Annotated in this window: 23 protein-coding genes and 2 tRNA genes; 19 read left to right on the top strand and 6 right to left on the bottom strand. The window is 48.4% G+C overall.

Annotated features, from left to right (window positions below; genetic code table 11):
- Positions 1–30 precede the first annotated feature (30 nt).
- The 4 genes from mutM (at position 31) to PAECUDRAFT_RS21520 (ending at position 2,962) form a co-directional block, all read left to right on the top strand.
- Entirely contained in the window at positions 31–930 is a 900-nt protein-coding gene (gene mutM / locus PAECUDRAFT_RS21535; protein WP_006040272.1) for a DNA-formamidopyrimidine glycosylase, read from the top strand.
- Positions 931–1,040: 110 nt separating this feature from the next.
- On the top strand, positions 1,041–1,733 hold the full coding sequence (gene ytaF, locus PAECUDRAFT_RS21530) for a sporulation membrane protein YtaF (protein ID WP_006040271.1): 693 nt from the start codon (positions 1,041–1,043) through the stop codon (positions 1,731–1,733).
- 51 nt (positions 1,734–1,784) lie between these two features.
- Positions 1,785–2,378, top strand: a complete 594-nt coding sequence (coaE, locus tag PAECUDRAFT_RS21525) for a dephospho-CoA kinase (RefSeq protein WP_006040270.1) — start codon at positions 1,785–1,787, stop codon at positions 2,376–2,378.
- A gap of 14 nt (positions 2,379–2,392) precedes the next feature.
- Positions 2,393–2,962: a lytic transglycosylase domain-containing protein gene (locus tag PAECUDRAFT_RS21520; protein WP_006040269.1), complete on the top strand. Its 570-nt coding sequence runs from the start codon at positions 2,393–2,395 to the stop codon at positions 2,960–2,962.
- A gap of 73 nt (positions 2,963–3,035) precedes the next feature.
- Here the strand turns inward: PAECUDRAFT_RS21520 and PAECUDRAFT_RS21515 are convergent, their stop codons facing one another.
- Positions 3,036–3,248, bottom strand: a complete 213-nt coding sequence (locus PAECUDRAFT_RS21515) for an alpha/beta-type small acid-soluble spore protein (RefSeq protein ID WP_006040268.1) — start codon at positions 3,246–3,248, stop codon at positions 3,036–3,038.
- 114 nt (positions 3,249–3,362) lie between these two features.
- Between PAECUDRAFT_RS21515 and nrdR the strand changes: the two genes are divergently transcribed.
- The 9 genes from nrdR (at position 3,363) to PAECUDRAFT_RS21465 (ending at position 11,187) form a co-directional block, all read left to right on the top strand.
- A complete protein-coding gene (gene nrdR, locus PAECUDRAFT_RS21510; RefSeq protein ID WP_006040267.1) occupies positions 3,363–3,863 on the top strand; it encodes a transcriptional regulator NrdR in 501 nt (166 codons plus the stop codon).
- Between the two features lie 66 nt (positions 3,864–3,929).
- Positions 3,930–4,005 (top strand) — tRNA-Ala (locus PAECUDRAFT_RS21505).
- Positions 4,006–4,805: 800 nt separating this feature from the next.
- Positions 4,806–6,227 (top strand): SIR2 family protein, encoded by a 1,422-nt coding sequence (locus tag PAECUDRAFT_RS21495; protein ID WP_006040265.1) that lies wholly within the window; start codon positions 4,806–4,808, stop codon positions 6,225–6,227.
- 16 nt (positions 6,228–6,243) lie between these two features.
- Complete coding sequence (locus PAECUDRAFT_RS21490) at positions 6,244–6,855, top strand: TIR domain-containing protein (protein WP_006040264.1); 612 nt, start codon at positions 6,244–6,246, stop codon at positions 6,853–6,855.
- Between the two features lie 18 nt (positions 6,856–6,873).
- Positions 6,874–7,374 carry a TIR domain-containing protein gene (locus tag PAECUDRAFT_RS21485; RefSeq protein WP_006040263.1) on the top strand — a complete coding sequence of 167 codons (501 nt, stop codon included), beginning with the start codon at positions 6,874–6,876 and terminating at the stop codon, positions 7,372–7,374.
- 13 nt (positions 7,375–7,387) lie between these two features.
- A tRNA-Ala gene (locus tag PAECUDRAFT_RS25835) sits at positions 7,388–7,465 on the top strand.
- Between the two features lie 1,004 nt (positions 7,466–8,469).
- On the top strand, positions 8,470–9,996 hold the full coding sequence (locus tag PAECUDRAFT_RS26495; RefSeq protein WP_006040262.1) for a fibronectin type III domain-containing protein: 1,527 nt from the start codon (positions 8,470–8,472) through the stop codon (positions 9,994–9,996).
- 158 nt (positions 9,997–10,154) lie between these two features.
- Complete coding sequence (locus tag PAECUDRAFT_RS21470; RefSeq protein WP_006040261.1) at positions 10,155–10,613, top strand: DMP19 family protein; 459 nt, start codon at positions 10,155–10,157, stop codon at positions 10,611–10,613.
- Positions 10,614–10,692: 79 nt separating this feature from the next.
- Positions 10,693–11,187, top strand: a complete 495-nt coding sequence (locus PAECUDRAFT_RS21465; protein ID WP_006040260.1) for a hypothetical protein — start codon at positions 10,693–10,695, stop codon at positions 11,185–11,187.
- Positions 11,188–11,318: 131 nt separating this feature from the next.
- On the opposite strand, the gene PAECUDRAFT_RS24990 is transcribed toward PAECUDRAFT_RS21465, so the two are convergent.
- The gene (locus PAECUDRAFT_RS24990; protein WP_006040259.1) at positions 11,319–13,091 is read right to left on the bottom strand and encodes a diguanylate cyclase; all 1,773 of its coding nucleotides are present in this window, start codon (positions 13,089–13,091) and stop codon (positions 11,319–11,321) included.
- A 188-nt stretch (positions 13,092–13,279) separates the two neighbouring features.
- Here PAECUDRAFT_RS24990 and PAECUDRAFT_RS21455 point away from each other — a divergent pair, with 188 nt between their 5' ends.
- The 3 genes from PAECUDRAFT_RS21455 (at position 13,280) to PAECUDRAFT_RS21445 (ending at position 14,726) form a co-directional block, all read left to right on the top strand.
- Entirely contained in the window at positions 13,280–13,624 is a 345-nt protein-coding gene (locus tag PAECUDRAFT_RS21455) for a DoxX family protein (protein WP_006040258.1), read from the top strand.
- 167 nt (positions 13,625–13,791) lie between these two features.
- Positions 13,792–14,520, top strand: coding sequence for a hypothetical protein (locus PAECUDRAFT_RS21450; RefSeq protein ID WP_006040257.1), 729 nt, complete (start codon positions 13,792–13,794; stop codon positions 14,518–14,520).
- A 26-nt stretch (positions 14,521–14,546) separates the two neighbouring features.
- On the top strand, positions 14,547–14,726 hold the full coding sequence (locus PAECUDRAFT_RS21445) for a hypothetical protein (protein ID WP_006040256.1): 180 nt from the start codon (positions 14,547–14,549) through the stop codon (positions 14,724–14,726).
- 427 nt (positions 14,727–15,153) lie between these two features.
- Here PAECUDRAFT_RS21445 and PAECUDRAFT_RS21440 read toward each other — a convergent pair whose 3' ends face one another.
- From PAECUDRAFT_RS21440 to PAECUDRAFT_RS21430, 3 genes are all read right to left on the bottom strand, one after another.
- Positions 15,154–15,534, bottom strand: coding sequence for a hypothetical protein (locus PAECUDRAFT_RS21440; RefSeq protein ID WP_006040254.1), 381 nt, complete (start codon positions 15,532–15,534; stop codon positions 15,154–15,156).
- Between the two features lie 123 nt (positions 15,535–15,657).
- Positions 15,658–16,290: a DUF2306 domain-containing protein gene (locus tag PAECUDRAFT_RS21435; RefSeq protein ID WP_040713877.1), complete on the bottom strand. Its 633-nt coding sequence runs from the start codon at positions 16,288–16,290 to the stop codon at positions 15,658–15,660.
- A gap of 7 nt (positions 16,291–16,297) precedes the next feature.
- A complete protein-coding gene (locus tag PAECUDRAFT_RS21430; RefSeq protein ID WP_006040252.1) occupies positions 16,298–17,314 on the bottom strand; it encodes a DJ-1/PfpI family protein in 1,017 nt (338 codons plus the stop codon).
- 187 nt (positions 17,315–17,501) lie between these two features.
- Here PAECUDRAFT_RS21430 and PAECUDRAFT_RS21425 point away from each other — a divergent pair, with 187 nt between their 5' ends.
- Both PAECUDRAFT_RS21425 and PAECUDRAFT_RS21420 read left to right on the top strand, forming a co-directional pair.
- Complete coding sequence (locus PAECUDRAFT_RS21425; protein ID WP_006040251.1) at positions 17,502–18,206, top strand: response regulator transcription factor; 705 nt, start codon at positions 17,502–17,504, stop codon at positions 18,204–18,206.
- Entirely contained in the window at positions 18,203–19,282 is a 1,080-nt protein-coding gene (locus PAECUDRAFT_RS21420) for a sensor histidine kinase (protein ID WP_006040250.1), read from the top strand. Before PAECUDRAFT_RS21425 ends, PAECUDRAFT_RS21420 begins: the two co-directional genes overlap by 4 nt.
- Here the strand turns inward: PAECUDRAFT_RS21420 and PAECUDRAFT_RS21415 are convergent.
- Positions 19,267–20,001 carry a response regulator transcription factor gene (locus tag PAECUDRAFT_RS21415; protein ID WP_006040249.1) on the bottom strand — a complete coding sequence of 245 codons (735 nt, stop codon included), beginning with the start codon at positions 19,999–20,001 and terminating at the stop codon, positions 19,267–19,269. The genes PAECUDRAFT_RS21420 and PAECUDRAFT_RS21415 overlap by 16 nt on opposite strands.
- A 326-nt stretch (positions 20,002–20,327) precedes the next feature.
- Between PAECUDRAFT_RS21415 and PAECUDRAFT_RS26490 the strand changes: the two genes are divergently transcribed.
- Positions 20,328–25,361 carry a carbohydrate binding domain-containing protein gene (locus PAECUDRAFT_RS26490; protein ID WP_006040248.1) on the top strand — a complete coding sequence of 1,678 codons (5,034 nt, stop codon included), beginning with the start codon at positions 20,328–20,330 and terminating at the stop codon, positions 25,359–25,361.
- Positions 25,362–25,375: the final 14 nt, after the last annotated feature.

The raw sequence follows: 25,375 nt of genomic DNA, 5'->3' as shown, positions 1-25,375 counted from the left end.
CGTTATAATGGGCAATGAGGTGAAGACAGCATGCCGGAATTGCCAGAGGTGGAGACCGTCCGCCGAACATTGAATGAATTGGTCGCAGGCAAGACGATCGTGCGTGTAACGGTGAGCTTGCCGCGTATTATAAGAAGACCTGCCGAGCCGGAGCAGTTCGCAGCTGCGCTGGCTGGCCATACGATTACGTCCGTTGAGCGCCGAGGAAAATTTTTGCGATTGGTGCTCGACGGGCTTGTTCTCGTCTCCCATCTGCGGATGGAGGGACGCTACGGCGTGTACAGGCAGGACGAGCTTGTCGAGACGCACACGCATGTCATTTTTCATTTTACAGACGGGACCGAGCTTCGTTATAAGGATGTTCGCCAGTTCGGTACGATGGACCTGTTTGCGCCGGAGGAGGATCTGCTTCTGCCGCCGCTGAACAAGCTGGGAATGGAGCCGCTGGATGACGACTTCACAGAGAAGGCGCTTCGGGAGCGGTTAAGCAGCCGCACGACGAAGATTAAGCCGCTGCTGCTCGATCAGGCGTATGTTGTCGGGCTCGGCAACATATATGTAGATGAGGCATTGTTCCAAGCGGGCATTCATCCGGAACGGACAGCGGACACGCTCAAGCGGGCCGAATGGACGCGATTGTATGAAGCGATCCGTGACACGCTGGGCCGAGCGGTCGCCGCAGGCGGCTCCTCGATTAAGTCGTACGTGAACGGGCAGGGCGAGATGGGCATGTTCCAGCATGCATTATTGGCTTATGGACGCGGCGGGGAGCCGTGCACGAGCTGCGGAACGGTCATCGAGAAGTTCGTCGTCGGCGGGCGCGGCACGCATGTGTGCCCGCGCTGCCAGCCTAGGCCAAGCGGCGCATCGGCGAAGCCGGCAGCACGCCAGAAGCGCCCGGAGGGCGTTTCGCCTAAGATCCATTCGTAACGAATCGAGCAACTAAGAAGCACGAGAATGGATTCCCTGCATATGATGTTCCTATCGAACATAGGCGAATGTTCCGGTCAGGAACAGTCATCTGCGGGGAGGGACATCAGTTGTTCGCGCATTTCGCATCGCTGCTGTTGCTGTCTTGTGCCGTCAGTCTGGATGGATTCGGCGTCGGCGTCACGTATGGGCTGCGGCGGATCCGCATACCTATCATTTCCATACTCATCATCGCGGCGTGCTCCGGCATCATTATATGGCTATCTATGGCCGTAGGCGGCTGGATGACGGCGTATTTGTCACCGATCGTTGCTCGCATGATTGGCGCATCGATTCTGATCGTTATCGGGATTTGGGCGCTCCTGCAGCTGCGGCGCCAGAAAAGCCGTCCGCAGGAAGCCGTTGACGAGCTGGAACAGCAACAGAATGAGCATGCCGTGCTGGAGCTGGAGCCGAGCGAAAATACATTAATTCGGTTCGAGCTGAAGCGACTGGGCATCGTGATTCAAATCTTGCGCAAGCCGCAGGTCGCCGACGTCGACCGATCTGGCAGCATTTCGTCGTCGGAGGCGGTTTTACTCGGCGTAGCCTTGTCATTTGACGCATTCGGAGCGGGACTTGGCGCAGCGCTGATCGGCCTGTCGCCCGGCGTAACCTCGGTGGCGATTTCGTTGTCGAGCGCGATTTTTCTGCTGGCCGGATTGCGAGTCGGGCTCAAATATGCCGGCTTGCGCGGGATGCAGGCTTTATCCGCTGTGCCAGGTATGATGTTGATCATTATTGGCATTATTAAGATGTTCTGATTGACTGACTGGGATTCATGATTGATGAACGAAAATTCGGAGGGGCGTACGATGAGAATCGGGTTAACTGGCGGCATCGCCTGTGGCAAAAGCACCGTTGCGGCGATGCTGGTCGAGCTCGGCGCGCGACTGGTCGATGCCGATCAGGCTGCCAGAGATGTCGTCCTTCCGGGCGAGCCGGCGCTGGGCGCCGTCGTTGCGAAGTTTGGACAAGCTATGCTCCATGAGGATGGTTCCTTGAATCGGCAAGCGCTGGGCGCTGTCGTGTTCGGACAAGCGGAGCGGCTGAAGGAGCTGGAAGCGATTTTGCATCCTGCTATCCGACAGCACATGAAAGAACAGATGGAAGCCTACGAGAAAGAAGATCCGAATGCGGTCGTTATTGCAGACATTCCTTTACTGTACGAGACTGGACAAGACGAGGCGTATGAAGGCGTCATCGTCGTCTATGTGCCCAAGGACGTGCAGCGGGAGCGGCTGATGAGCCGCAATGGGCTATCCGTTGAAGAAGCGGACAGGCGCATTGGGCTTCAGATTGATATCGAGCGCAAGCGCGAGCGCGCGCAGTGGGTCATTGACAATCGAGGGACGCTGGAGCAGACACGCGAGCAAGTCGCGGCGCTCTGGCGGGCAATCGGCAGATGAGAAGGAGCTGACGCATGAAACGAAGGAAGCGCCAACGGCTGCTGCTTTTGCTGATAGTGGGATTCGTCGCCTTTCTTTTCATCAAATCGGACTGGATGGCTCGGTGGATGTATCCGATTCATTACCAGGAAGACATACGTGCCAGCGCATGGGATTATGGTCTTGATCCACTCCTGATTGCAGCAGTCATCCGAGTAGAGACCAACTACAAGACAGGCAAGGAATCGCATAAGGGCGCATTGGGGCTCATGCAGATTATGCCTGATACCGCAGATTGGGTAATCAACAAGGCCGGTTTCTCCGACGTAACCGAAGACACGCTCCGCCATCGGGCGGACATTAGCATACAGATTGGATCATGGTACCTTAGCAGCTTGCATAAGCAATTTGATGGAAATGCGGTGGCGGCCGTTGCAGCATATAATGCAGGTCCGGGCAACGTAAAGAAGTGGATGGAAAACGGGGTATGGGACGGCGCGATGGACACCGTCAGCAATGTGCCGTTCGGAGAGACAAGGCACTATGTACAACGCGTCTTTTATTATTATAATAAGTACAAAGACTTATATCCGACATTCGGGTAAAATGACGTCGGACAAACCCGCCGAGACCTAATGTCCCGGCGGGTTCGCCCTAGCTTGGTGATGAAGTCAACGTTTAGTGGCCTGCTTGGCCTGCAAGCGATTGTTCTGCGATTTGTACGAGTTTACGCGTGATGCTGCCCCCGATGGAGCCAGCGTCTTTCGTCGTGATGTTCCCGTAATAACCGTCTTGTGGAATCGCGATACCCAATTCTTGTGCAACCTCGTATTTCAGTTGGTCGAGTGCTGCAGAAGCTTGTGGTACAACCAATTGGTTACTTGTGCTCATTGTCGTTCACCTCCTTGCGGTTGGTAAATGTATTATGTGCGTTTTTGCGAACTTCATTACAGGTAAGGTATGGGAATTTTGAGATGGCCCCGCAGGGTCATGGAGGTAACCAAAATGAGATGTCCATATTGTGATTATTCCGGTTCCAAAGTGCTCGATTCAAGACCGGCCAACGAAAACCGATCGATCCGTCGCAGACGCGAATGCGAAAAATGCAGCCGCCGTTTCACGACGTTCGAGATGATCGAAGAAACGCCCTTGATTGTCATCAAAAAAGACGGCAGCCGCGAAGAGTTCAGCCGCGAGAAGCTGCTGCGCGGTCTGATCCGCGCCTGCGAGAAGCGTCCCGTCCCCGCAGACCGACTGGAAGTCGTCGTCTCCGAGGTCGAGAAGGAGCTCCGCACAACGGCTCACGCCGAGATCGAAAGCCGCATTATCGGCGAGCTTGTCATGCAACAGCTGTACCCGGTAGACGAAGTCGCATACGTACGCTTCGCATCCGTGTACCGCCAGTTCAAAGATATCGACATGTTTATGAAGGAACTCAATCTGCTGCTCTCCAAGCATCCGCTCACAGGCGGCGCCGGCGCCACGGACGGGTTGAAAAAGGATTGACACTGCGCGATTGCGCGTGGTACGATCTAACCTGTCCCGCCTATATTTGGCAGGTACAGCCGATTAGGGGCCTTAGCTCAGCTGGGAGAGCGCATCGCTGGCAGCGATGAGGTCAGGGGTTCGATCCCCCTAGGCTCCACCATATAACAAATTTGAAGCACGCCTTAGTTGGCGTGCTTTTTTGTTATATGGTGGAGCCATTGAAGGGGGCGAACCCCGGGGTTCAGTCCGCGCGGACGTAGTGGATGAGGGGGCTTCTTGAGTAGGCTTCACGGAGGAGCACGGCGTCTGAATCTACCGCTAAAAGTCTGCGAAGGATAGGCTTCGTCAGCATACAATCAGGATTCGGACATCCCATGACGCAGAGACGAGCTGTGCGAGTCGGAGCTTCTAGGCTCCACAATAATAAAACAGACAAGTCCACGATTAGTTTTCTGGACTTTTTTTATTTAGTGAATTGCTTAGGGGTGAGAACCCCTAATGGGTTCGTCTGCGCGGACGGAGTGGATGAGGGGCTTTTGGTGCAGGTTTCACGGAAGAGCACGGCGTCTGCAGGTGTTCAACTAATCGATTTCGATTTAGCATTATGGATGATGAAGAAGGTTAATGATTCAGGAGGCAGCTAACCGACAAATGTGCTGAATTATTTCAGATGTTACAATGGGTTTGGAGGTTGGCGGTCAAGTTCATGCGGATTAGAATAAAAATTGAGATAGGACTCCTGCTTGTTGGCAGGGGTCTTTTTTTGTCGTAAATGGAAGTAATTTCTTGATTTTGCTATGTGAAAAGGCTATCATTATATTATAGTTCCTAAGAATCAATTGAAGACCCAAATAAGTATTTGTAAATAGCTATGATGTGCTGTCGACTATAGTTATTTTGGTAGTTTGATAGATTTTATTCCATGGTTTCAAAGAATCCTGAGTAAGGGTGGATTGTATTTTGGCTAGCAAACAAGAATTAGTTCGTGAATTTGTAAGAGCTGTTTCTGAGGGTTATGCAGCGATTTTTGCTGGTGCCGGTCTATCTCGCGGTTCAGGCTATATTAATTGGAAAGAGCTCGTTCGACCTTTAGCATCAGAGATTGGCTTAAATGTGGATAAGGAGCATGATTTAATTGCAATTGCTCAATATTATCGTAATGAACGAGGTACGCGTTACGCTATTAATCAAAGAATTCTAAATGAATTTACACGTGGTGCCGTAGACAATGAAAATATTGAGATTCTTACCAGACTCCCTATATCTACATATTGGACAACAAACTATGATGAATTGTTGGAAGAGAACCTCAGAAGAAATAATAGAAAGGCTGATGTAAAGACGACCCAAGAATCACTGGCAAATAATATATACGATAGAGATGCAGTTGTTTATAAGATGCATGGGGATGTAAGATCCCCCGAAAACGCAGTCCTTACTAAGGATGATTATGAACTATATGGAAATGAACGTCCTCTTTTCAGAACAGCCCTTCAAGGTGATTTGATTTCAAAAACGTTTCTATTTATCGGATTTAGCTTTGAAGACCCTAATCTTGATTATGTATTAAGCCAAATACGTGTACTGTTAGGGGAGTCGCAACGAGATCATTATTGTTTCTTTCAAAAAATTTCTAAGCAGAATGGCGAAAGCGAAGCCGATTATCAATATAATTTAGCCCGTCAGGATCTAAGGATAAAGGATCTACGCCGGTATGGGATACAAGCTGTTATTTTAGATAGTTATGATGAAATTACTGAGATACTTCAAGATATTGAGCATGGATATCTCCTGAAAAATATTTTTATCTCAGGAAGTATTGCTGAGTTTGGGGAGGAATGGACTAGGGAGAGAGTTAATTTTTTTACTCATAACTTGGCAAAAAAATTAGTTCTTGAAGATTACAGAATTGTTTCTGGTTTTGGTTTTGGTATCGGTTCAACAATTATAAATGGCGCTTTAGAAGAAATTATGAGGAGCAAATATAAGCATGTCGATGAACATCTGTGTTTGCGTCCGTTCCCTCAATATTCATCAGGGGAAATGCCTATGAATGAACTTATTAAGGAATACCGTGTGGATATGATTCAGCAAGCTGGAATTGCAGTGTTTATTTTCGGCAACAAGAAGGATGAGAACGGGGACATAACTGTGGCAGATGGAATGATTGAAGAGTTCAAAATTGCAAAAAAACAAGGAAAAATAATAATTCCGGTTTGCAGTACTGGTGGTGCATCTGCAATTATTTACAATGAAGTGATTAAAAATAGTGAACAGTATCCGTATTTAGATGGATACTTAGATAAGTTGGCAGAAGTAACCGAAGCTGATTCACTCATTGATTTAATATATAGTATTATTAAAAACCAGCAGATTATCTAAGGTGGTGGAAGCTGAAATGGCTCATAAAACGTTTATATCCTATAAGTATAGTGAGGCAAGAAGTTTACGCGATTTGATAATTCAATCACTAGGTGAAGATGCTACATATTATCAAGGTGAAACCTCCGATTCACCTGACTTAACGGATACATCGACCGAGAATATTAAGAGAAAGCTGACAGATATGATGTATGATACAAGTGTCACAATTGTAATAATCTCGCCTAACATAAAAAAAAGTGAATGGATTGAATGGGAGATCGAGTATAGCCTTAAGAACATTTCTCGAAAAGGTCGAACCTCACATACTAATGGAGTTGTTGGTGTCATTATGAAACATAATGGAGGTTATAGTTGGTTTAAAACTTCTTCGGATAAGTCTGACGGATGTTCTTCTTCCAGTTATGATGAAAATAAGGTATATGGAATTATTAACAATAATCGTTTTAATCAGAATCCTAAAGTATATAGTTGTGATACGTGTAAGACAGTAGATGCATTAACTGGATCGTATATTGCGTATGTTGAAGAAGAGACTTTTCTGTCTAATCCAGAGAAATATATAAATAATGCATTCGATAAGAGTGAAAATAATGCAAAAGGTTATGACATCGTTAAAACTCGATGATAGAGAGGGAGATGTTAAATGGCTAAACGCCAAGTGTTTTTCAGCTTTGAATATAATAAGGATGCATGGAGAGCTTCTCAGATAAAAGAAATGGGGAAAGTAGATGGTAGTTCTACATTCTCGGCGAATGATTGGGAAGAAGTAAAAGAAAAAAGCGATGCAAAAATTAAAGAATGGATTGACAGCCAAATGGTAATGCGCTCATGTTTGGTTGTGTTGATTGGTGCCACGACATCAGGAAGAAAATGGATTAAATATGAAATTGAAAAAGCTTACGAGTTAAATAAGGGGATAGTGGGTATTCATATCCATAATCTAAAGGACTCCCAAGGTAAACAAACTACAAAAGGAAGTAACCCCTTTTATAATATATTTATCGGTGAAAATAATGAGCGGTTATCCAAATATGTGACTTGTTTTGATTCAGTGTACTCTTCAAGTAAATACGTGTATGATGATATCAAGGATAAGATTGAGCAATTAATTGAAGATGCTATTGCAAATAAGGCACCCCAGTAAAAGTGTTTATTATGGCTGTGTAAATGACCATCCGTGGAAGAGCGCATCGCTGGCGGCGATGAGGTCAGGGGTTCGATCCCCCTAGGCTCCATCATATAATAAAGACAAGTCCACGATTAAATTTCGTGGACTTTTTTTTTGTGGACTGCCTAGGGGTGAGAACTCCTAATGGGTTCACCTGCGCGGACGAAGTGAAGTGAGCAGCTTCGAAGGAAGTTCCTCGAATGGAGGAGAACGGCGACTGAATATACCGCTAAAAGTCCTCGATGAGTATGCTTCGTCAGTCTACAATCATGCTTCGGACATCTCATGACGCGGAGACGAGCTGTGCGAGTTGGAGCCACTGAAGGGGGCGAACCCCGGGGTTCAGTCCGCGCGGACGGAGTGGAGTGAGTTGGCTTCGAAGAAAGGCATCGAATGGAGGAGCAAGGCGTCTGAATCTAACGCTAAAAGTCCTCGATGAGTATGCTTCGTCAGCCTATGATCAAGAATCATACAGCCCCCTAGGCTCCACCAAACACGATAAACGTACGCAGTCCCACGGGGCTGCGATTTTGTTCTGGTTTACTAGTGCGGATCTAAGGTGAGAGATATGGTTCTCTCTCGAAGGGTGAACCCACCACCAAACCTAGGGATACATTAACTCAATAAGGATATAGAAACTTGGATGGAGAGGATCGGAGACGCTAAGCAGGAGTGTCCTAGGAGAGCTGTGAAGGCACCTTTAAACAGTGAAATTTTAGTTGACTAATAATGGGAACTCGTATTATATTTAATTCGTCCAGTGAACAAATTAAATAAAGGCAGGACATGATGATAGTGCTGGCGAGAGCAATGAAGCTTACACGTTCCGATCTCGTCTTCGGTAACGCGGAAGATTGGGCCCCATTTACGGATAAAACGAATATCGTTTGTAACATGTAACTCGGGCGGAAACTGCCGTCTTGATGAATAGGATCTACCATTTGCCATAACCATGCAAGGGCCCGCAAACGAGACGGATTCATGCAAGTTTTTTTGCGGACCGTTCTCTTTATTCATGATAGCCGAGACATGCGTCTTGTCTATAAATATTTGCTTTCTAAAGGAGGTTGAATGAAGAAAGAACCTTGGCATTTTAGATTTGATCATGTTTCTTCTATATCAATAAGGGGAGGGAGTGCCAATACGGTTTATCGCTATGGATTAACTATTATCTTTCTTTTTTTGTTATCAAATAAAACAATGAAAGGTGATGTTAGTATGAAAACAAGCGACGTATATTCGATTAAGTTTAATAAGAAGTACACTATATTATTGTTGGCTTCTTTACTAATGGCTCTCATATTCACGAACGTCTCCGAAGCGTCTCCAACGACAACCTATGCGATGTTTGATGATTTTAATTATACAAGTTCCAACGATTCTAACCTTGCTGCACACCAATGGTCTGTAAAGACAGGGGTAGCTGGACCTGGCCCTGCAGGTGCCACGTGGTCTGCGAACAATATTACTTTCGTAAATGATTCCAACACAGCGAGTAACAAGTTATTGAGGCTAACTTCAAGTACGAATGGCACTCCGTCAGGAACAAGCCAGGCTGAAATATTGACTCCGACGAAGTATTTTGAAGGGACTTATGCAGCAAGAGTAAAGTTCTCGGACACGCCTGTTTCCGGAAACGACGGTGATGGTATCGCGCAAACATTTTTCACGATTTCTCCATTAAGATATGATAATGATCCTACCTATAGCGAATTGGACTTTGAATATCTATCCAACGGAGGTTGGGGCGTTTCAGGTCCTACTTTGTGGACCACCTCATGGTACACCTACAGCAACAATCCATGGAGCAAGGATAACGTTTATAATTACAGTAATAGTAGTTTTTCCGGATGGCATACTTTGGTCTTGATTGTGAAAAATGGTCAAATCAAATATTATGCGGATGGGAACTTACTTGCGACGCATTCCGGCAAATACTATCCAAGAGCCAATATGGCCATTGATTTTAATCAGTGGTTTTTGGCTGAAGCATTAATGACTACTGGCGGAACGAGAAGTTATCAGATGGACGTCGATTGGGTTTACCATGCAAAAGACATGGCCCTCACGCCAGCACAGGTTGATGCGGAAATACAAAATTACCGAACGCAGTCCATTTCTTTCACGGATAATGTAACACTCGGAGGGACAACGCAGGATACTCAGGCTCCGACTGCACCATCCAATCTGATCTCGACGGGAAAGACGGGTAATTCTGTGACGCTTGCTTGGAATGCGTCCAGCGACAATATTGGCGTAACTAATTATGATGTTTACCAAGATGGTGTTAGGGTGCTAGGCGTCGACGGGACGACTAGTTCTGCGACAGTGAATGGCCTTCTCCCGAATACGTCGTACAATTTTACGGTCAAAGCGAAAGATGCTGCTGGAAACGTATCCTCGACTAGTAATTCGATTAATATTACGACAAGTGCGACTTCTACAGGGTCAAGCTGGGAAGCGTATCATTATTATGCGGTTAACGATGTTGTGACTTATGCTGGTCAAACGTATAAATGTCTTATCGCACATACGTCGCAACCAAATTGGCTCCCGTCGATTCTTCCTACAATGTGGCAGCTCCAAACCGGGAATTAGAAGGCTTATCAAAAACAAAAACGCAGTCCCTCGGGGCTGCGTTTTTGTTTGGCGGGACTTCAGTTGATCGAATCAGTAAAGAAAGTAAAAAATTCATCGTGCAATTCGCATATCATATAGTTACATGAAAATCATTTATAATAATGGAGGCATTCGCAATGCAGAAATACGCCACAGAGTTTTTGAAGACAAAGGAAGATCTAGAACTATTGTTTGCAGTAGGAGATGAAATAAATAAAAAATACTATGAAGCAGGGTTTCACGTACTCACAGAAAGTGAACAAGTAATTTTGTGTCTGATGGGAATAGAGAGAGAAGTTAATAACGGTGGATTTGACCAATTTTTCTTGAATAGCGCAGGTGAGTATAAACTCGAAACATTAGAATCATTGAAAAAAATTGGTGCCAGTTATACAGCTAGTTTATTGGAAGAGGCAATAAGGATCGTCGAGGATCCGAATCCACCGGGTACAAAAGAAGATGAAGATGACGAATATACAGAAATACAAAGAGAGAGATTAGATGAGTTGGATGACAAGTTTTATGAATATAAAGAGGATTTATTAGAGCTCCAATTGAAATTCATAAACGAGCACCAAGACAATTTTGTAAGCTAGCACTAATTTAATACAAAATATATGGTAATCGTCCCTGTTAAGGAGGGGGCGATTATTATTATTTAATAGGAGGTATAGGATGAAAAGCATTATTTTTCTCACGTGTATCTGTATTTTTCTTTTATGTTCCGCATGTTCCAGCAAAGAAAAGAATCTCGAAGGAAGTTCAGTATCCCATTATTATTCCTTCTCAGGTACTATAGGTGATGCAGTTCATCAAAAAAAACCTATACAGCTGGAAAATAATTTAGAAGAGAATTATACGATGATATTAAGGGGATTTGTTGTTTCAGAATCAGAATTTGAGTTATATAACAAACAGTATGATCAAAGCACGAAGGATAGAATATTAACGGTTACAAAAGAAACGAGATTTTTCATATTATCAAATGATAAGAAACAAAAAGATGCAGTTGATATCGAAAAGTTTCTTCAATACTTAACGGAAAACAAGGAGGCGTCAGTCGAGTTCTGGGCATATCTCGCAGAGCAGAAACAAGTGCATACCGAGCCAGCTAATCATATAAATAAATATCTTGTGGCGGATGAGATCAATGTCATACGCAATCCGTAATCATTTAGACGAGCAGCATGTCGTAATTGAAAAGACCCCCTAAAGTGTTCATCGGTCTACACCTGAGGTGGTTTCCGATGTCTACTGCAAGGGGGCACTTCAAGTTAAAGACAAATGGTTTTAGTATATAGCTAAGCCAACGTCACCCGATCCTTCCCGCGAGCCTTCGACTCATACAACGCCGCATCCGCCCTCTCAATAACCGAAGAAGGGCTCTCATCCATCACATGCAAGCTGGCAATGCCAATAGAAACCGTAATAGGCGGCAAATCCAAATCCTTCCCGCGCAGCCCATGGACATTTTGGCGAAGCTGCTCCGCCAGCGCATACAACTCGTCCGCCGTATCGCGCTGCAGCAGAATGCCGAACTCCTCGCCTCCGTATCGGAAGCAAACATCCTCTTCTCGCGAAGCTGCGAGCATCGTCTCCGCCAGTTTTTTTAACACTTCATCCCCTGTCAGATGGCCAAACGTATCGTTAATCGTCTTGAAGTTGTCGACATCGAGCAAGAGCAACGCGAAGGGGAGCCGTTGATCCACCCAATCCTGAATGACGTTATCGAACATCCTTCGATTAAATAACCCGGTCAAGCTGTCATGGCGGATTTGGGTTTGGAACGATTGATGCACCTGCACAACGTGGGTGTAGAGCTCGCTTACCTCCTGGATGGCCAGGGACACCTGCTCCTGCTTGATCTCTAGTCCCTTGCTGCGGGAGAGGTCGCCTTCTGCCATCTCCTTGAGCAGGATGGAGGTTCGGATGATTGGCCGTGTAATGGCTTTATTGAAATATACATAAATGGCCACGGATAGCGCGACCGAGAGGCCGACAACGACGCCGAACGCGATATAAATCAGGTGAGAGATGCTGTGCGACTCTTTCTTGCGTATTTCCAGCCGAGCTGCTTCCGTTTGTTTGATTTGGCTGATGACCGACTTCATCGCTGTTTCGATATCCCGATTGGATTGATAGGATTGAAGCTCCGTGTCAGTGTTCGTCACGCCGGAAATTTTGATTTTATAATTTAATTCCGTGATCATGCCTTGCATTTCGTCCAGCCACTTTTTCTCCAAATCCGCTAGCTTTTTTAACGCATCCAATTGCTCCTGACTATCGGCAGTCAGCATTCGCGATGTATTCGTAGCTAGATCGAACTTGTTTTTTACATCCGCCAGAATGCCGTCAATGTCCTGTCGAAGGAATTGGCCATTATTAATTAATTCTTGGCCTGAATCCACATGCATCAACGAGACGTTGCGCAATACAACATTGTGCTCGGGCAGGCCGGATGCAGCATTATTCACATTTCCTAGCGCAAAGACGATGTGTGCCAGCTTATCCGTAGCGTTGTCCATGCGGAATGGCAAGCTGAACGTCTTCAGCTCTTTCGTCAAATGGAATTGATGCACGAGGTGCTTGTTATAATCGACGCTGCTCTCAAGCAGGACCTCGATATCGCGATCAATCGTCGAGCTGGCTTCGAAGGTAAGTGTATAGGTGTTGTTGTGGATCAGCCTGAAAGAACCTTGCATAATTTGGATCGTCCAAAACTGCGTCCCGTTATAGATCACATTCGTCATCAGCTGTCCTTCCGCCATATTAAAGAAAGCAGAGCCGCTGGTTCCGTTATCCACGTAAGTTTTCCAGCCGTTGCCCGAGTAATAGTAAGTGAGGGTATCCTCCGCTTCTTTAATGGCGGATTCGATCCCATTCATATGAAGAAGCACCATGTTCGAGTCGTTATTGCGCTCATTGACGCTGTTTAATCGGTCCATTCCGTAATAAGCGCTGGCGCCAATTAACAGAACCATCCCGATAATGATACAGAACGCCGTAATGATGAGATGCTTAATGCTTCGCTTAGGTTGAAGCGCATTGTTTTTAGATCGGGGTAGCGCAGCCATTCTAGATCCACCTTTAGTTATAATGTAAGGCTCCGACAACAAACTACTAGATTCGACAAAACCCTGCCTATTCCTTTTCAAAATCAACATAATTATTGCTTTACAGGACACCATTAGGTGTCCTATCATGTAATAGGACACCTAATGGTGTCCTGTTAGTAAAGCGAATGAGAAAAGGGGAGTTTATTATGTATATCTTATCTATCATTCTTCAAAGCTGGCTGCTTTTCTCCATGGCATTTTTCGGGGGAAGCAAAATTGCAGGAGCAAAACATCAAGTCGACCTGTTCGAGGAAATTAAGCTTCCGCAATGGTTCCGCATCGTGACGGGCTATGTGCAAATCGCTGGAGCCGTAGGCCTCGTTATCGGCTACTGGTATCCAGAAGTTGCCGCTTGGACTGGCGTAATGATTGGCATTATGATGCTGCTGGCGTGCCTTTCGCATTTCAGAGTCAAGCATCCGATTGGAAAAACGTTCCCGGCCATTTTGAACCTTCTGATCGCTGCTGCAATCGTAGTTTTATTTGGGTAAGTTTTAATGTAGGGGTTGGCAAGTGAGAAGTCCACGATGAAGATCGTGGACTTTTTATATTTCGTTCAAGTGACAAGAAATATCTGTATGGAACAGTGATACACTGGTATGATTTAGAAATGCTTTGACTAAAACAGTTGATTATTGCAGGTATGGGAGGATGTCTTTTGAAGAAAATAGTGGTTGTCTTTTGTTTGATTAGTAGTCTGTTATTTATTATCGGCTGTACCTCAAATCGTGAAACTGAAAAAATAGCTTCGGAAACTAAACTTGAGAAAGAAGAGGTTAGACCTGAGAATGTTGAAATAAAATTGGATGAAAAGAAACTAGCAGCTTTTTGGCGGTGGGTTTCCGAGCATGAAGATAAGATCTATAACTATGATAGGGATCCGGATAATGAAGCTACACGTATTCAATTATCTTCGAAGCTTGAAAGCTTTGATCCCGATTTAACTTTTATGATCGGCCCTTTAAGGGAAGGTAAGAGAGATTTCATCATTTCGGCCGATGGCATTTTGACTGCATTTCCATATGTGAAGAGAATCGTTGAAAAAGCCAGCGGGGTTGATAAGCTTAATGTTATTGCCTTTAGGCCAAGAACAGAAATAACAGAAGTGAAGTATAGAAATATTACTTTAAAAAGCGAGCAAGTTTATTTCAGATGGGAAGAAGAAGAGGGTGGAAAGATTGGAATAGAAACATTCGTTTCAGGGGTTAACGAGATGAATGACGATATCGAGTCTGCTTTATTTTTGTTAATGGATAACGCTATAGGAGAATATGAGGTGGAAACTAGAGTAGGGGGAATAAGCTATAACTTATATAAAGAAAAAGAGAAAGACTTGCTTCCATTTCATCAATTTCGCACGATCGTAGATGAGAATTACAACAAATAAATATAATAATGAGGTGGATAAGAGACATGGCAGCCAATTGGTGGTTAGCTCTTATTATTATCGCTGTATTGAACGGAATCGTGTTATGGGAATGGTTCTGGTCATCGGAGCCAGTAAGCAAGACGGCGCGGAAGTGGTTCTTCATCGTTGCGAACGCGGTGGGCGTATGTCTCGCTGTTGTAGAGCTGATTTGGTTGGATTTGTAGGATGGAAGATCAGGTCGTCACGTGTAACTGCGTTGGCGTGTATAAACACGCATTAACCCGAGGCCAAACGTATGAAATTGTTGGAATGGATGCCGATAAATATCGCATTATTGGCTACCATGGTAGACGCATATGGATTGGCAAATCGTATTTTGAGTTAGGGCAAGTTCCAATTTAATCATGAAAGCATGGAAATTTGATGATGATGTTGCTACGAACAATTTTGTTGAGGTGACGATTACCTAAGTTCCAAGCATTTGATGATCATGAGATCGCTTGAAGTAAGCAACGTAGAACAAATGTTGAAACATTTGGATGAACAGGGTGATCTAGAGGCTGCTACAAGACCATTAGGTTGATGATGTTTCAAAAACCGCATTGCCGTCATGGCAATGCGGTTTTCGTTATTTACCGGGCCTACTACTGCTTATCGCATATTGTTGATCACGCTATTCGTCGCATCTTGCATCTGTTTGATTTGTCTCGATAGCAGATCGTAGGCTTCATTTTGTTTATTCATTTGGCTCTGCAGCTGGATCATGCTTAATTGCTGTGCGCTGTTGAGCGCATCGATTTGATCTTTGATTTGATCGATCCACGTCTTGATGACAGTGCCCGTTATATCCTGCGTCGGATCGATCACGATCCCCGCAGCCTGCAACTCGGCTTGAAGATCTTCCGGTACGTCTACGACGGTACGATCATCAGAGGGGCAGATTGCCCGAAGCTGGGCCAGCAGCTGATTAAGCTCTGCAATTTGGACATTTGCAGCTTGAATGGATTGTTGAATCGAATCAAATTGTGACACGTAAAATCTCTCCCAACCCGTAATGTGTATGAACGGCTACTTTAAATACGGCGAATGCTCGCTGTAGCGTTCGTTCGGGGTGAATTCGACATGGAAGACCGAATTCCTTTCCATTTTTCGCCGCTATTTGACATGTGATCTATTATTTTTTAAATAAAGAGCAGGCACGATGAGCAGCAGCGCAATTGAGCCGTAGATGCCAATCGTGTAGCTGCTTGCATAAACGAGCCCAAATCCTTGATGGAGAATCGTCGTAAGCAGATGGATCAACAGATTGGTAAAGCAAAAGGCGTAGCTTCGAATCATCCAATGACGGTGCGCGACGATTCGTTTCCTTTTGATTTGGACAATTGCCGTTATCGTGATGAACAGCCAAATGAGATTCAACGCATTGAAGCCCATGCTGCTGATTTTACCTCCGGTGGCGTAAGGCGCCATGTATCCGGAAGTCAGCACGACGAGCAGGACGGCCCCTGCATAAACGTAGCCGTTGCTGCGATGGAACCGATGGCTTTTCTCGCGAATGCGCGATGAAAAGTTGAGTAATCCCGACGCCATGGCGATGCACGCGCATGCCACATGAACGCGCATCACGTTTAGCCAGACGGGCAGCGCAGGCTGACGCGTTAAACCGGCCTTATGGCTTAGAAAGCTTTCGGCTTGGGGGTCGAGGATATAATTGTCCACTAAAGCATAAAGGATAAACAGAATCGTTACGCACGCCAGTAAACGGTACAGCCATTTGCGATTATCCATCATGCGATTATGAAATCCGCATGCCGGTTAATTTGGATGCTGGCAGCAATCCGGCTTTGGCAATGCCGCTCATCTGATCCCCATCGACGCTAACCTCAAACTTCAGGTTCAAGTGCATCGGCTTGGCAATGCGCAGCGACCAGCAGAGCAGGTTGCCCCGCAGCTCCGCATTCAGCAGCTCGGACACATCGTCCCCTTGCGTTGCCGTGCCATGAATGGCTCCATCGGTCGTTGCGATCCGCAGCTTGACCAGCATTTTTCCGACCGGTGTAGCGATGCTCGTGTCCCATTCGCCGTCGAAGGCGGAGGGCTGCATGGCGTCGTCTAGTTGGGCGACAGGAGGAGCTGTTGCATGCTGCGGCTTTTCGACAGCCGTTGGCTGGTGAGGGGTAATGCCCTGTGCGCGCCAAACGGTGCCTCTTCGTTCGTATTCGAACAACTGCTCTACGGCATGCGCGATACGAGGCCCAAGCTCTCGCTCGACCAAATAAAGCGCAAGATCAAGCCCCGATGTTACGCCGCCTGCCGTCACCAAATTACCGTCGTCCACGACGCGCGCTTGGATCGGAACCGCGCCAGTGGCCGCCAGCGCCTCCATGCCCAGATGATGCGTTACTGCCGGTCGGCCTTCGATTAGTCCTCCCATCGCCAGCACGAGGGACCCTCCGCAAACGGTGGCGACGATCGCATCGGGTTGTCCCAGTGCTTGCTGAAGCAGCGGGGTTAACTCGGTGTTGGCTGTGCGAGCTAGAATAGCCGGGATCGAATCGGGGCCGTCCCCTTCGATGCCGCCTGCTGCGCCAGGCACGACAAGGATGCCGGGATGCTCCAAAGCCAGCTTTCCGCTCGCTTCAAGCTTTACGCCGTTGATCCCGCTGGTCACGGCTCGCGGGCCTTCGGCGGTGACGAATGTTACGCGAAGGGCGCCGGGGGCAGATATTTCGGCGGCGCTAAACACTTCATATGGCGCGATGGCGTCCAGCAGATCGAAGCCGTCAAACAATACGATTTGAACAGGTAACATGAATGAATCCTCCTTGTGAGTCAGGCTCTGCTGCCATCATAACGAGGGAAGCTCACAAACGAGGGCATACAAACATCACAAAACAATAAACAAACGATCACAGATTGCGTGACGATGTTATTTCCTGAAGTAAAGATGATAGACTAAGATGCATATCGCAAGATCAGATGTTGAAGGTGGAATAGTCGTGAGTGAATGGAGAACGATTCTAGTCGTAGATGATGACCCGAGCATCGTTGAGCTATTAAGAGACTTTTTGGAATATGAAAGCTTTCAGGTTCTAACGGCCTGCGATGCAGCGCAAGCGCTTGCCTTATTTCAGCAGCATCCCGTGCATGGCATCGTCCTTGACGTGATGATGCCGGGACAAAACGGTTTTGAATTATGCCGAACCATCCGATCGTCAAGCAGCGTTCCGATTCTGTTCCTGAGCGCGCGCGGCGAGGATGTAGACAAGATCCGAGGGTTGACCCTCGGCGGCGACGATTATATCGTCAAGACGGCTTCGCCCGGCGAAATTGTTGCCAGAGTCAAGGCCGTGCTGCGGCGCTCAAGCGCTCAGCAGGAGCAGGAGCGAAGCCTCGCTGTGCTGGATTATGATGAGGGGCGTCTTCAGATAAATTTGTCCACGCGCGAAGTATTCGTTGACGGGACTAGCATTTCGCTAACACCTAGGGAATTTGAGCTGCTGCAATTGTTCGTGGAGCGCCCACGGCAAGTTTTTTCCTATGACCATTTGATCGATAAGCTGTGGGAAGGCGTGGGCGACAAGCATACCGTTCGCGTCCATCTTAGTCGGCTTAGGGATAAAATCGAATCGGACCCGGCGCAGCCCCGCTATTTGATTAACGTATGGGGCGTCGGGTACCGCTTTGAGGGAGGGTTAACATGAGAACGGTACGCATTCGTACGTTTACCTTATTCAGCTTGTTTCTGATTCTGACGATTCCGTGGTTGTTTTATGTTGCGGCCCACTTTACGGTAACCGGTACGTTGAATCTAGAGCAGCGTTCCCCGGGGGAGCGTCTGATAGTGCCCATAAGTGCGGCCGTTGCAGGATTGGTGCTTGCTTTCGTACTCGTCGGAGGCGCCATGCGCAGGCGGCTGCTTCAGCCCCTTGAGCAAATGAGCGCGGCCGCAAGGGAAATCGCCGGAGGAGCTTGGGAGCAGCAGCTTCCCTTGTCCAGAATTAAAGAAATCGCCGAAGTGCGAGACAGCTTTCATGTGATGGTGAAGGGACTGCAAGCGTCCAATCAGAAGCAAGCGGAGCTTGAGGCGGAACGGCGGTTCGTCATCGCGGCGGTCGCGCATGATTTGCGGACGCCGTTATTCGCATTGCGGGGATATTTGGACGGCATTGAACAGGGAATCGCGAATTCGCCTGAAAAGCTGGAGAAGTATCTTGCGGTCTGCAAGGAAAAATCCGTGCAGCTGGATCGGCTTGTCGAGGACTTGTTCACGTTCACGAAGATCGAGTATGTGGAAGCGGAGCTGCCCTGCAGCAGGGTTGACCTCCAAGTCATCCTGCAGACAACAATCGACAGCTTGCTGCCGCTAGCGCGTCAAAAGCAACTGTCCATCATGACGGATTTCGCCCAAGGTGATGCTGCTGTTGCTGGCGATGCGCATTTGCTGGAGCGTGCGATAGCTAATCTGTTGGACAATGCGATCCGACATACGCCAGCGCATGGACAGATTCGCGTGCAATGCGGCAAGGATGGCGATAACGTCACCTTTGCGATTCGGGACGCGGGTCCAGGCTTCTCGGCGGAGGACCTGCAGCGTGCGTTCGAGCCGTTGTACCGCGGCGAGCAATCCAGAAACCGGTCAACAGGCGGAGCGGGCTTGGGGCTTACGATCGCGAGGAAAATCGTTAGACGGCATGGAGGCGAGCTTTCCATAGCTAACGATGCGGCGGGCGGAGCATGCCTGTCAGGCTGGATTGCTGCTTGTTATGGCTCAAATTGAAACTTATAGCCGGCTCCTCTCACCGTGTGAATGTATCGCGGCTTATGCGGGTCGGCTTCAATTTTGCGGCGCAGGTTATAGATGTGCACCATCACGGTCTGCAAGCTGCTCATGCGGCTCTCCGTCCAGATGAGCTCGTATAACGATTCGACGGAGTAAATGCGATTCGGGTTTTTCACCAAAACAGCAAGCAGTCCGAATTCCTTGGAGGAGAGGCTCACCTCGCTCCCGCTTACGAGCACGCGCTGGCTTAATAGATCAATCTCCAGATCGGGCAAGACGAGCAGATGCTGCTGATGAGTCGGAAATGCACGCTTATTTCTTCGGATATGCGCCCGGATGCGGGCGAGCAGCACGTCCTGGTTAAACGGCCTCGTTATAATATCATCCCCGCCGGACGTGAGCGCTTGGATTTTGAGCTGATCCTCATGATGGCTGCTAATAAAAAGCAGAGGCGTATCGGTAGACTTGCGAAGCTCCTCGCATAATTCGATTCCGGCCAAATGCGGCTGCTTGAGGTCGAGCAGAAGCAGATCCGCCTTATGCTGATGAAACACGTTGGACAGAACGGGATTGCTGTACGTTTCACATATGACTTCAAATCCATGGCGGGTCAAATAACGGGCAACATGGTGACACACCTCACGGTTATCGTCGATCACGATTATTTTCTCGCGCAATGAACGCACCACCTTTTGTGCAAACGTTTTCACATTCATGTACAGCTTCCCCACCCCTAATTGCAAGCCTGCAATCCAGCCAAGTAGGAAACCGCTTTCCTAACAGTCCAACTTTTATTATAGAGTTCAACCGATTGGAATAACATGGGACAATATTGAACGAAAATGTGGAAAATATTGACCTGAAAATTAAATTTGCAAAGTTTAACAGCGCTTTAAGTTGGGCTGATAAGATAACTGATGTTTGTGATGAAAGCGTTATCGAAAATCGGAAGGAGGCGCGTTTTACACGTTTGCAAGCTTTCGCTTCGGATGCAATGGGGTCCAAAGCAATACGATGAAGAAGTAGGAGGAATTCATTCAAAATGGTTAATAAGTTCAGACGCTCAGTTTATGCTTTGCTTAGTTTAATCGTATTCTTCTCCGCGATTGGCACAATGTCGTTCATTCCAGCCCAGCGGGCTGAGGCAGCTGAATTGGTGGATAAGCCGTTCAGTTGGGATAATGCCAATGTGTATTTCGTGCTTACGGACCGCTTTAACAATGGAAATACGAGCAATGACAATTCGTACGGCAGATCGAACAAGGATGCATGGGGGACTGACATCGGTACCTTCCATGGCGGCGATATTAAAGGCTTGACCAAGAAGCTGCAGGAAGGTTACTTTACCGAGCTTGGCACGAATGCGATCTGGATTTCAGCGCCTTGGGAGCAGATGCATGGCTGGGTCGGCGGTAAGGACGGCGATTTCGCCCATTACGGCTACCATGGCTACTACGGGCTTGATTTTACGGCAATGGATAAAAATATGGGGACCATCGATGAAATGCGGGAGTTCGTCGATCTCGCCCATTCCAAAGGGATACGCGTTATTCTTGACGTGATCATGAATCACACAGCCTATCCAACATTGAAGGATATGTCCGACTTCCATTACGGCGACATGGGCGGATTAACGGGAACATGGACACCGGATAAGAGCAAGGGACAGAACTTTCATACCCACAACGAAATCATGAATACGCAAAATGCCACAGCTTGGGCTTCCTGGTGGGGCAAGGACTGGATTCGCGCATCGAACATCGCCGGCTATGACAGCTGCGGCGGCGGTGATCTGACGATGTGCGTAGGCTTCCTGCCGGACATCAAGACGGAGTCGACGAGCGGCGTGGCGCTGCCGCCATTGTTGAAAAACAAATGGGCAGCGGAGAGCACGGGCTTTGACAATTGGATCGTTCCGGCGGCGAAACAGTACCGCAAAGATTTGAACATCGCGCCTAAAGATTACATGGTGAAATGGTTATCCTCTTGGGTCGAGGAATTCGGTATTGACGGCTTCCGCGCGGATACCGCTAAGCATATCGAAACGAACCGTTGGGCACAGCTGAAGGTAGAGGCGAGCGCGGCGCTCCAGAAGTGGAGACAGAATAACCCGACCAAGCCGGGTGCGCAGTGGAAAGACAACTTCTGGATGACGGCTGAAGTATTCGGGCACGGCCTCGGCAGAAGCAGCTATTTTGACAACGGATTTGATTCGGTCATCAACTTCTCCTTCCAAACATCATCGATGACGGATTTGGAGGGGCTGTTCTCCAGATATGCAACGGAATTGAACGGCAGTGCGCCGAACTACAACATGCTAAGTTACCTGTCCTCGCATGATACGTCGCTGTATGATCGCGGCAATCTGATCCAAGCAGGGACGGCCATGCTGCTGCTGCCTGGCGGCGTGCAGACGTTCTATGGGGATGAAACGGCAAGAGCGCTCGGTAACGGCGGTTCCGATCCGCAGCAGGGAACGCGTTCCGACATGAATTGGAACAGCATCAATCAAAACGTCTTGTCCCATTGGCAGAAATTAGGTAAATTCAGAAGCAATCATATTGCTGTAGGTGCAGGAGCGCATAAGAAGCTGGCGGATGGCCCATACACCTTCGCTCGTACGTACGAGAAGGATGGGCTGCTGGATAAAGTAGTCGTCGCTGCAGGAGCATCTGGCACCGTCGATGTAACGGTAGCGGGGATTTTCGAAGACGGTGAAGCGGTTCGTGATGCGTATACCGGTGCGGAAACCGTCGTAGCCGGCGGCAAAGCAAGATTCACGGCAGGCACGAACGGACTCATCCTGATTGAAAGCGTGAAGGGCATGATCGTCGGCTTGCCGCAAATTAGCGCAACGCCAGCCGGCGGCAAGTTCAAGACGGAAACGCAGTCGATTACGCTGCAGGTGACAGGCGCTGCGAGCGGCAAATATACGCTCGACGGCAGCGACCCTGCCGCGGGAACGTCATTTGTTAATGGCGCTTCCATCGTTATCGGCGCCAATATGGCGTTTAACGATACGGTCACGCTGCGCTTGTATGCTGAGAATGACAAGGGCACGAACAAAACGTCTTACACGTTCACGAAAGCCGATCCGAACGCCAAGCTGCAGGTTTATTTCAAGAAACCGGCTGACTGGAGCGCGCCGCAACTGTACTTCTACGATACCTTGCCGAAACAAACCGAGCCGCTGTGGGCTTCCTCCCCTGCGATGGAGAGCGCTGGCGGCGACTGGTATGTTTACACGTTCGACACCGCAGAGAAAGCTACACTTATTTTCAAGGACAGCTCGAACAAACAGCTTCCAACTAAAAACCTGGCGGGCTTCACGCGGACAGCAACCGGCTGGTTCGATGGCAGCACATGGAGTGATACGGATCCGCGCGGACAGATAACGAAGCCGACAACTCCTGCTAACTTGGCTGCTTCTACCAAGACCGCTACGACAGTAGCCTTGTCATGGACAGCATCTACGGATAGCGTTCCAATCACGGGTTATGACATCTATCGGAATCAAGTGAAGGTAGGAACGTCCAGTGGCACGACCTATACGGATACTGGTTTAACGCAGGCAACGCAATACCTGTATAAAGTAATCGCGAAGAGCTCGTCGGGGGCATCCTCTGATGCTAGCAACGAGCTGAGTGTAACAACAATGCAGGGTGGAACGACGGATAGCGCCGTAACGATTTATTACAAAAAAGGCTTTGCAACGCCTTATATCCATTATCGCGTGGAGGGCGGCACGTGGACGACATCGCCTGGCGTCAAAATGGCCGATTCCGAAATTGCGGGATATGCCAAATTCGTCATTAACACTTCGCTCCGAGTGGAAGCGGCGTTCAATAACGGCAGCGGAAGCTGGGACAGCAATGCGACGAAAAACTATTTCTTCAATCAAGGGGACAACACGTACACGCCTGGCGCGAATGGCGCCGCTGGTACGGTAACGCCAGGCAAACCTGGCCTTCCGCCTGAAGGTAATAAAGTAACGGTTTATTATAAGCAAGGGTTCAATCCAGGGTATATTCACTATCGTCCTGAAGGTGGCGCTTGGACGACATCGCCAGGCGTGAAGATGGAGAGCGATCCGGCCAACCCCGGCTATAGTAAAATTACGATCGATATCGGAACCGCGACAAGGCTGGAAGCTTGCTTTAATAACGGCAGCGGCAGCTGGGACAGCAATTCATCGAAAAACTATTTCTTTACTGTAGGAGACAACACGTTCGTTCCGGGTGCGAACGGTGCTGCAGGCACGGTGACGGCAGGTAAGCCTGGCCTTCCGCCTGTAGGCAATAAAGTGACGGTGTACTATAAGCAAGGATTTAATCCGGTAAACATCCACTATCGTCCTGAAGGGGGCACGTGGACAGCGGTCCCGGGCGTGAAGATGGAGAATGACCCGGCAAACCCGGGCTACAGCAAGATTACGATCGATATCGGAACCGCGACAAGGCTGGAAGCTTGCTTCAATAACGGCAGCGGTACTTGGGACAACAATGCAACGAAAAACTACTTCTTCAATGTAGGCAACAACACCTACACGCCGGGCGCGAACAATACGCCTGGGAAAGTGGATCTCGGGGTCGCGCCTGGAGATACTTCAGCGCCTACCGTGCCGGGAAGCGTAAATGTTGTCGTGAATACGGGCACGCCTAAGTCCGTAACGCTGACTTGGAGCGCAGCTAGCGACAACCTAGCAGTGGTAGGATATGAAATCCTCCGCACTTCGGGTACGGATGCTCCCGTTAAATTCACCGTCGGGAACGTACTGACGTATACGGACAGTACAGTTGTTGCGGGGAAAACGTACCAGTATCAGGTTCGCGCTTTCGATGCTGCTGGCAACCTCTCGGCGTACAGCGCAGCGGCAACGGCCATCATTGCTGCGGATAACGGCGTGGATACGATCGCGCCTACGAAACCTACAGGCGTAGCGGGCACGCCTTCTCCAACTTCGGTGGCCTTGAACTGGACGGCTTCCACGGATGCTGTCGGCGTAACCGGGTACGAGATTTACAGAAACGGTGTGAAGAAGGGGACGTCCGCTACAGTGTCATTCACAGACACCGGGCTTACGCCGGAAACGACTTACAGCTATACGGTCAAAGCTTATGATTTGGCTGGTAATGTCTCAGAAGCAAGCGACGCCATCACGGTCGTAACGCCGAAGCAGCCGGTCGTTCAGTCTGGCGGCACGCTGCCATACTCGACGAACCCTACCTTTGGCAAACGCGTATCTACGCCGATGGTTATTGACGGCGTGAACGGCGGGCAATGGACCAACGATATGCTCATCGCGATAGACATGGCTGGCGACGACCCGCGTTCCCTCGGCAGCAACTGGACGATGCATGAGACACCGATGGATATGACGCATCTATGGGCTGCATGGGATGACCAGAATCTCTATTTGGCATGGCAGTATGTGGATGTTACCGATATTATTGACCCAGCGAATGCGGGTTCATCGGGCGGAACGCCAATCCGCTCCATGGATTTGCCGCAAACGATCGCGATCGATACGATCGCAGGCGCGGGCGCATCCATTGATATGTGGAAGAAGAACGGCGGTAAGCCGATTTGGGGAGGCACAAACCTGCCGGATTACCAGTTTAACATCGCTTCGAAAATGTATCATAGCGGATATCTCTCCAAAGCGATTAACGGCGTGTTCCCTGTTGATGACGGCGGCATTAACTACAAGACAGGTACGCAAGCCGGAATCGAAGTGAAGTTCGCGGCAGGGAACGGGTCCAGCACGCTATGGGGCGTGAAGGATGCTGATGATGTGGCAAAGCCGAGCGCATTGGTTGATTTTATTGCATTAGGCCATAATGTGAATCGCGATACGTTCTATGAGGCGAAAATTCCGTTGAGCGCGATCGGCAATCCGAACATTGAGGCGAATGGCATCGGGGTTATGCTGCATCAGGGCGAATTCTCGCCGATGGATACGCTGCCTAACGATCCAGCAACCTCGAATACGCCAGGCGTATCGGAATCCAATTCGCCGCTGGAATGGGCAGATATTGATCTTTTGACGGTTCCGTTTGCACGAATTGGCAGATAGTAGGCGATGAGAGG

The sequence above is a fragment of the Paenibacillus curdlanolyticus YK9 genome, from assembly GCF_000179615.1.
In the GTDB taxonomy this organism is placed as follows: Bacteria; Bacillota; Bacilli; order Paenibacillales; family Paenibacillaceae; genus Paenibacillus_T; species Paenibacillus_T curdlanolyticus.
This window is presented reverse-complemented; position numbering and strand designations above follow the sequence as displayed.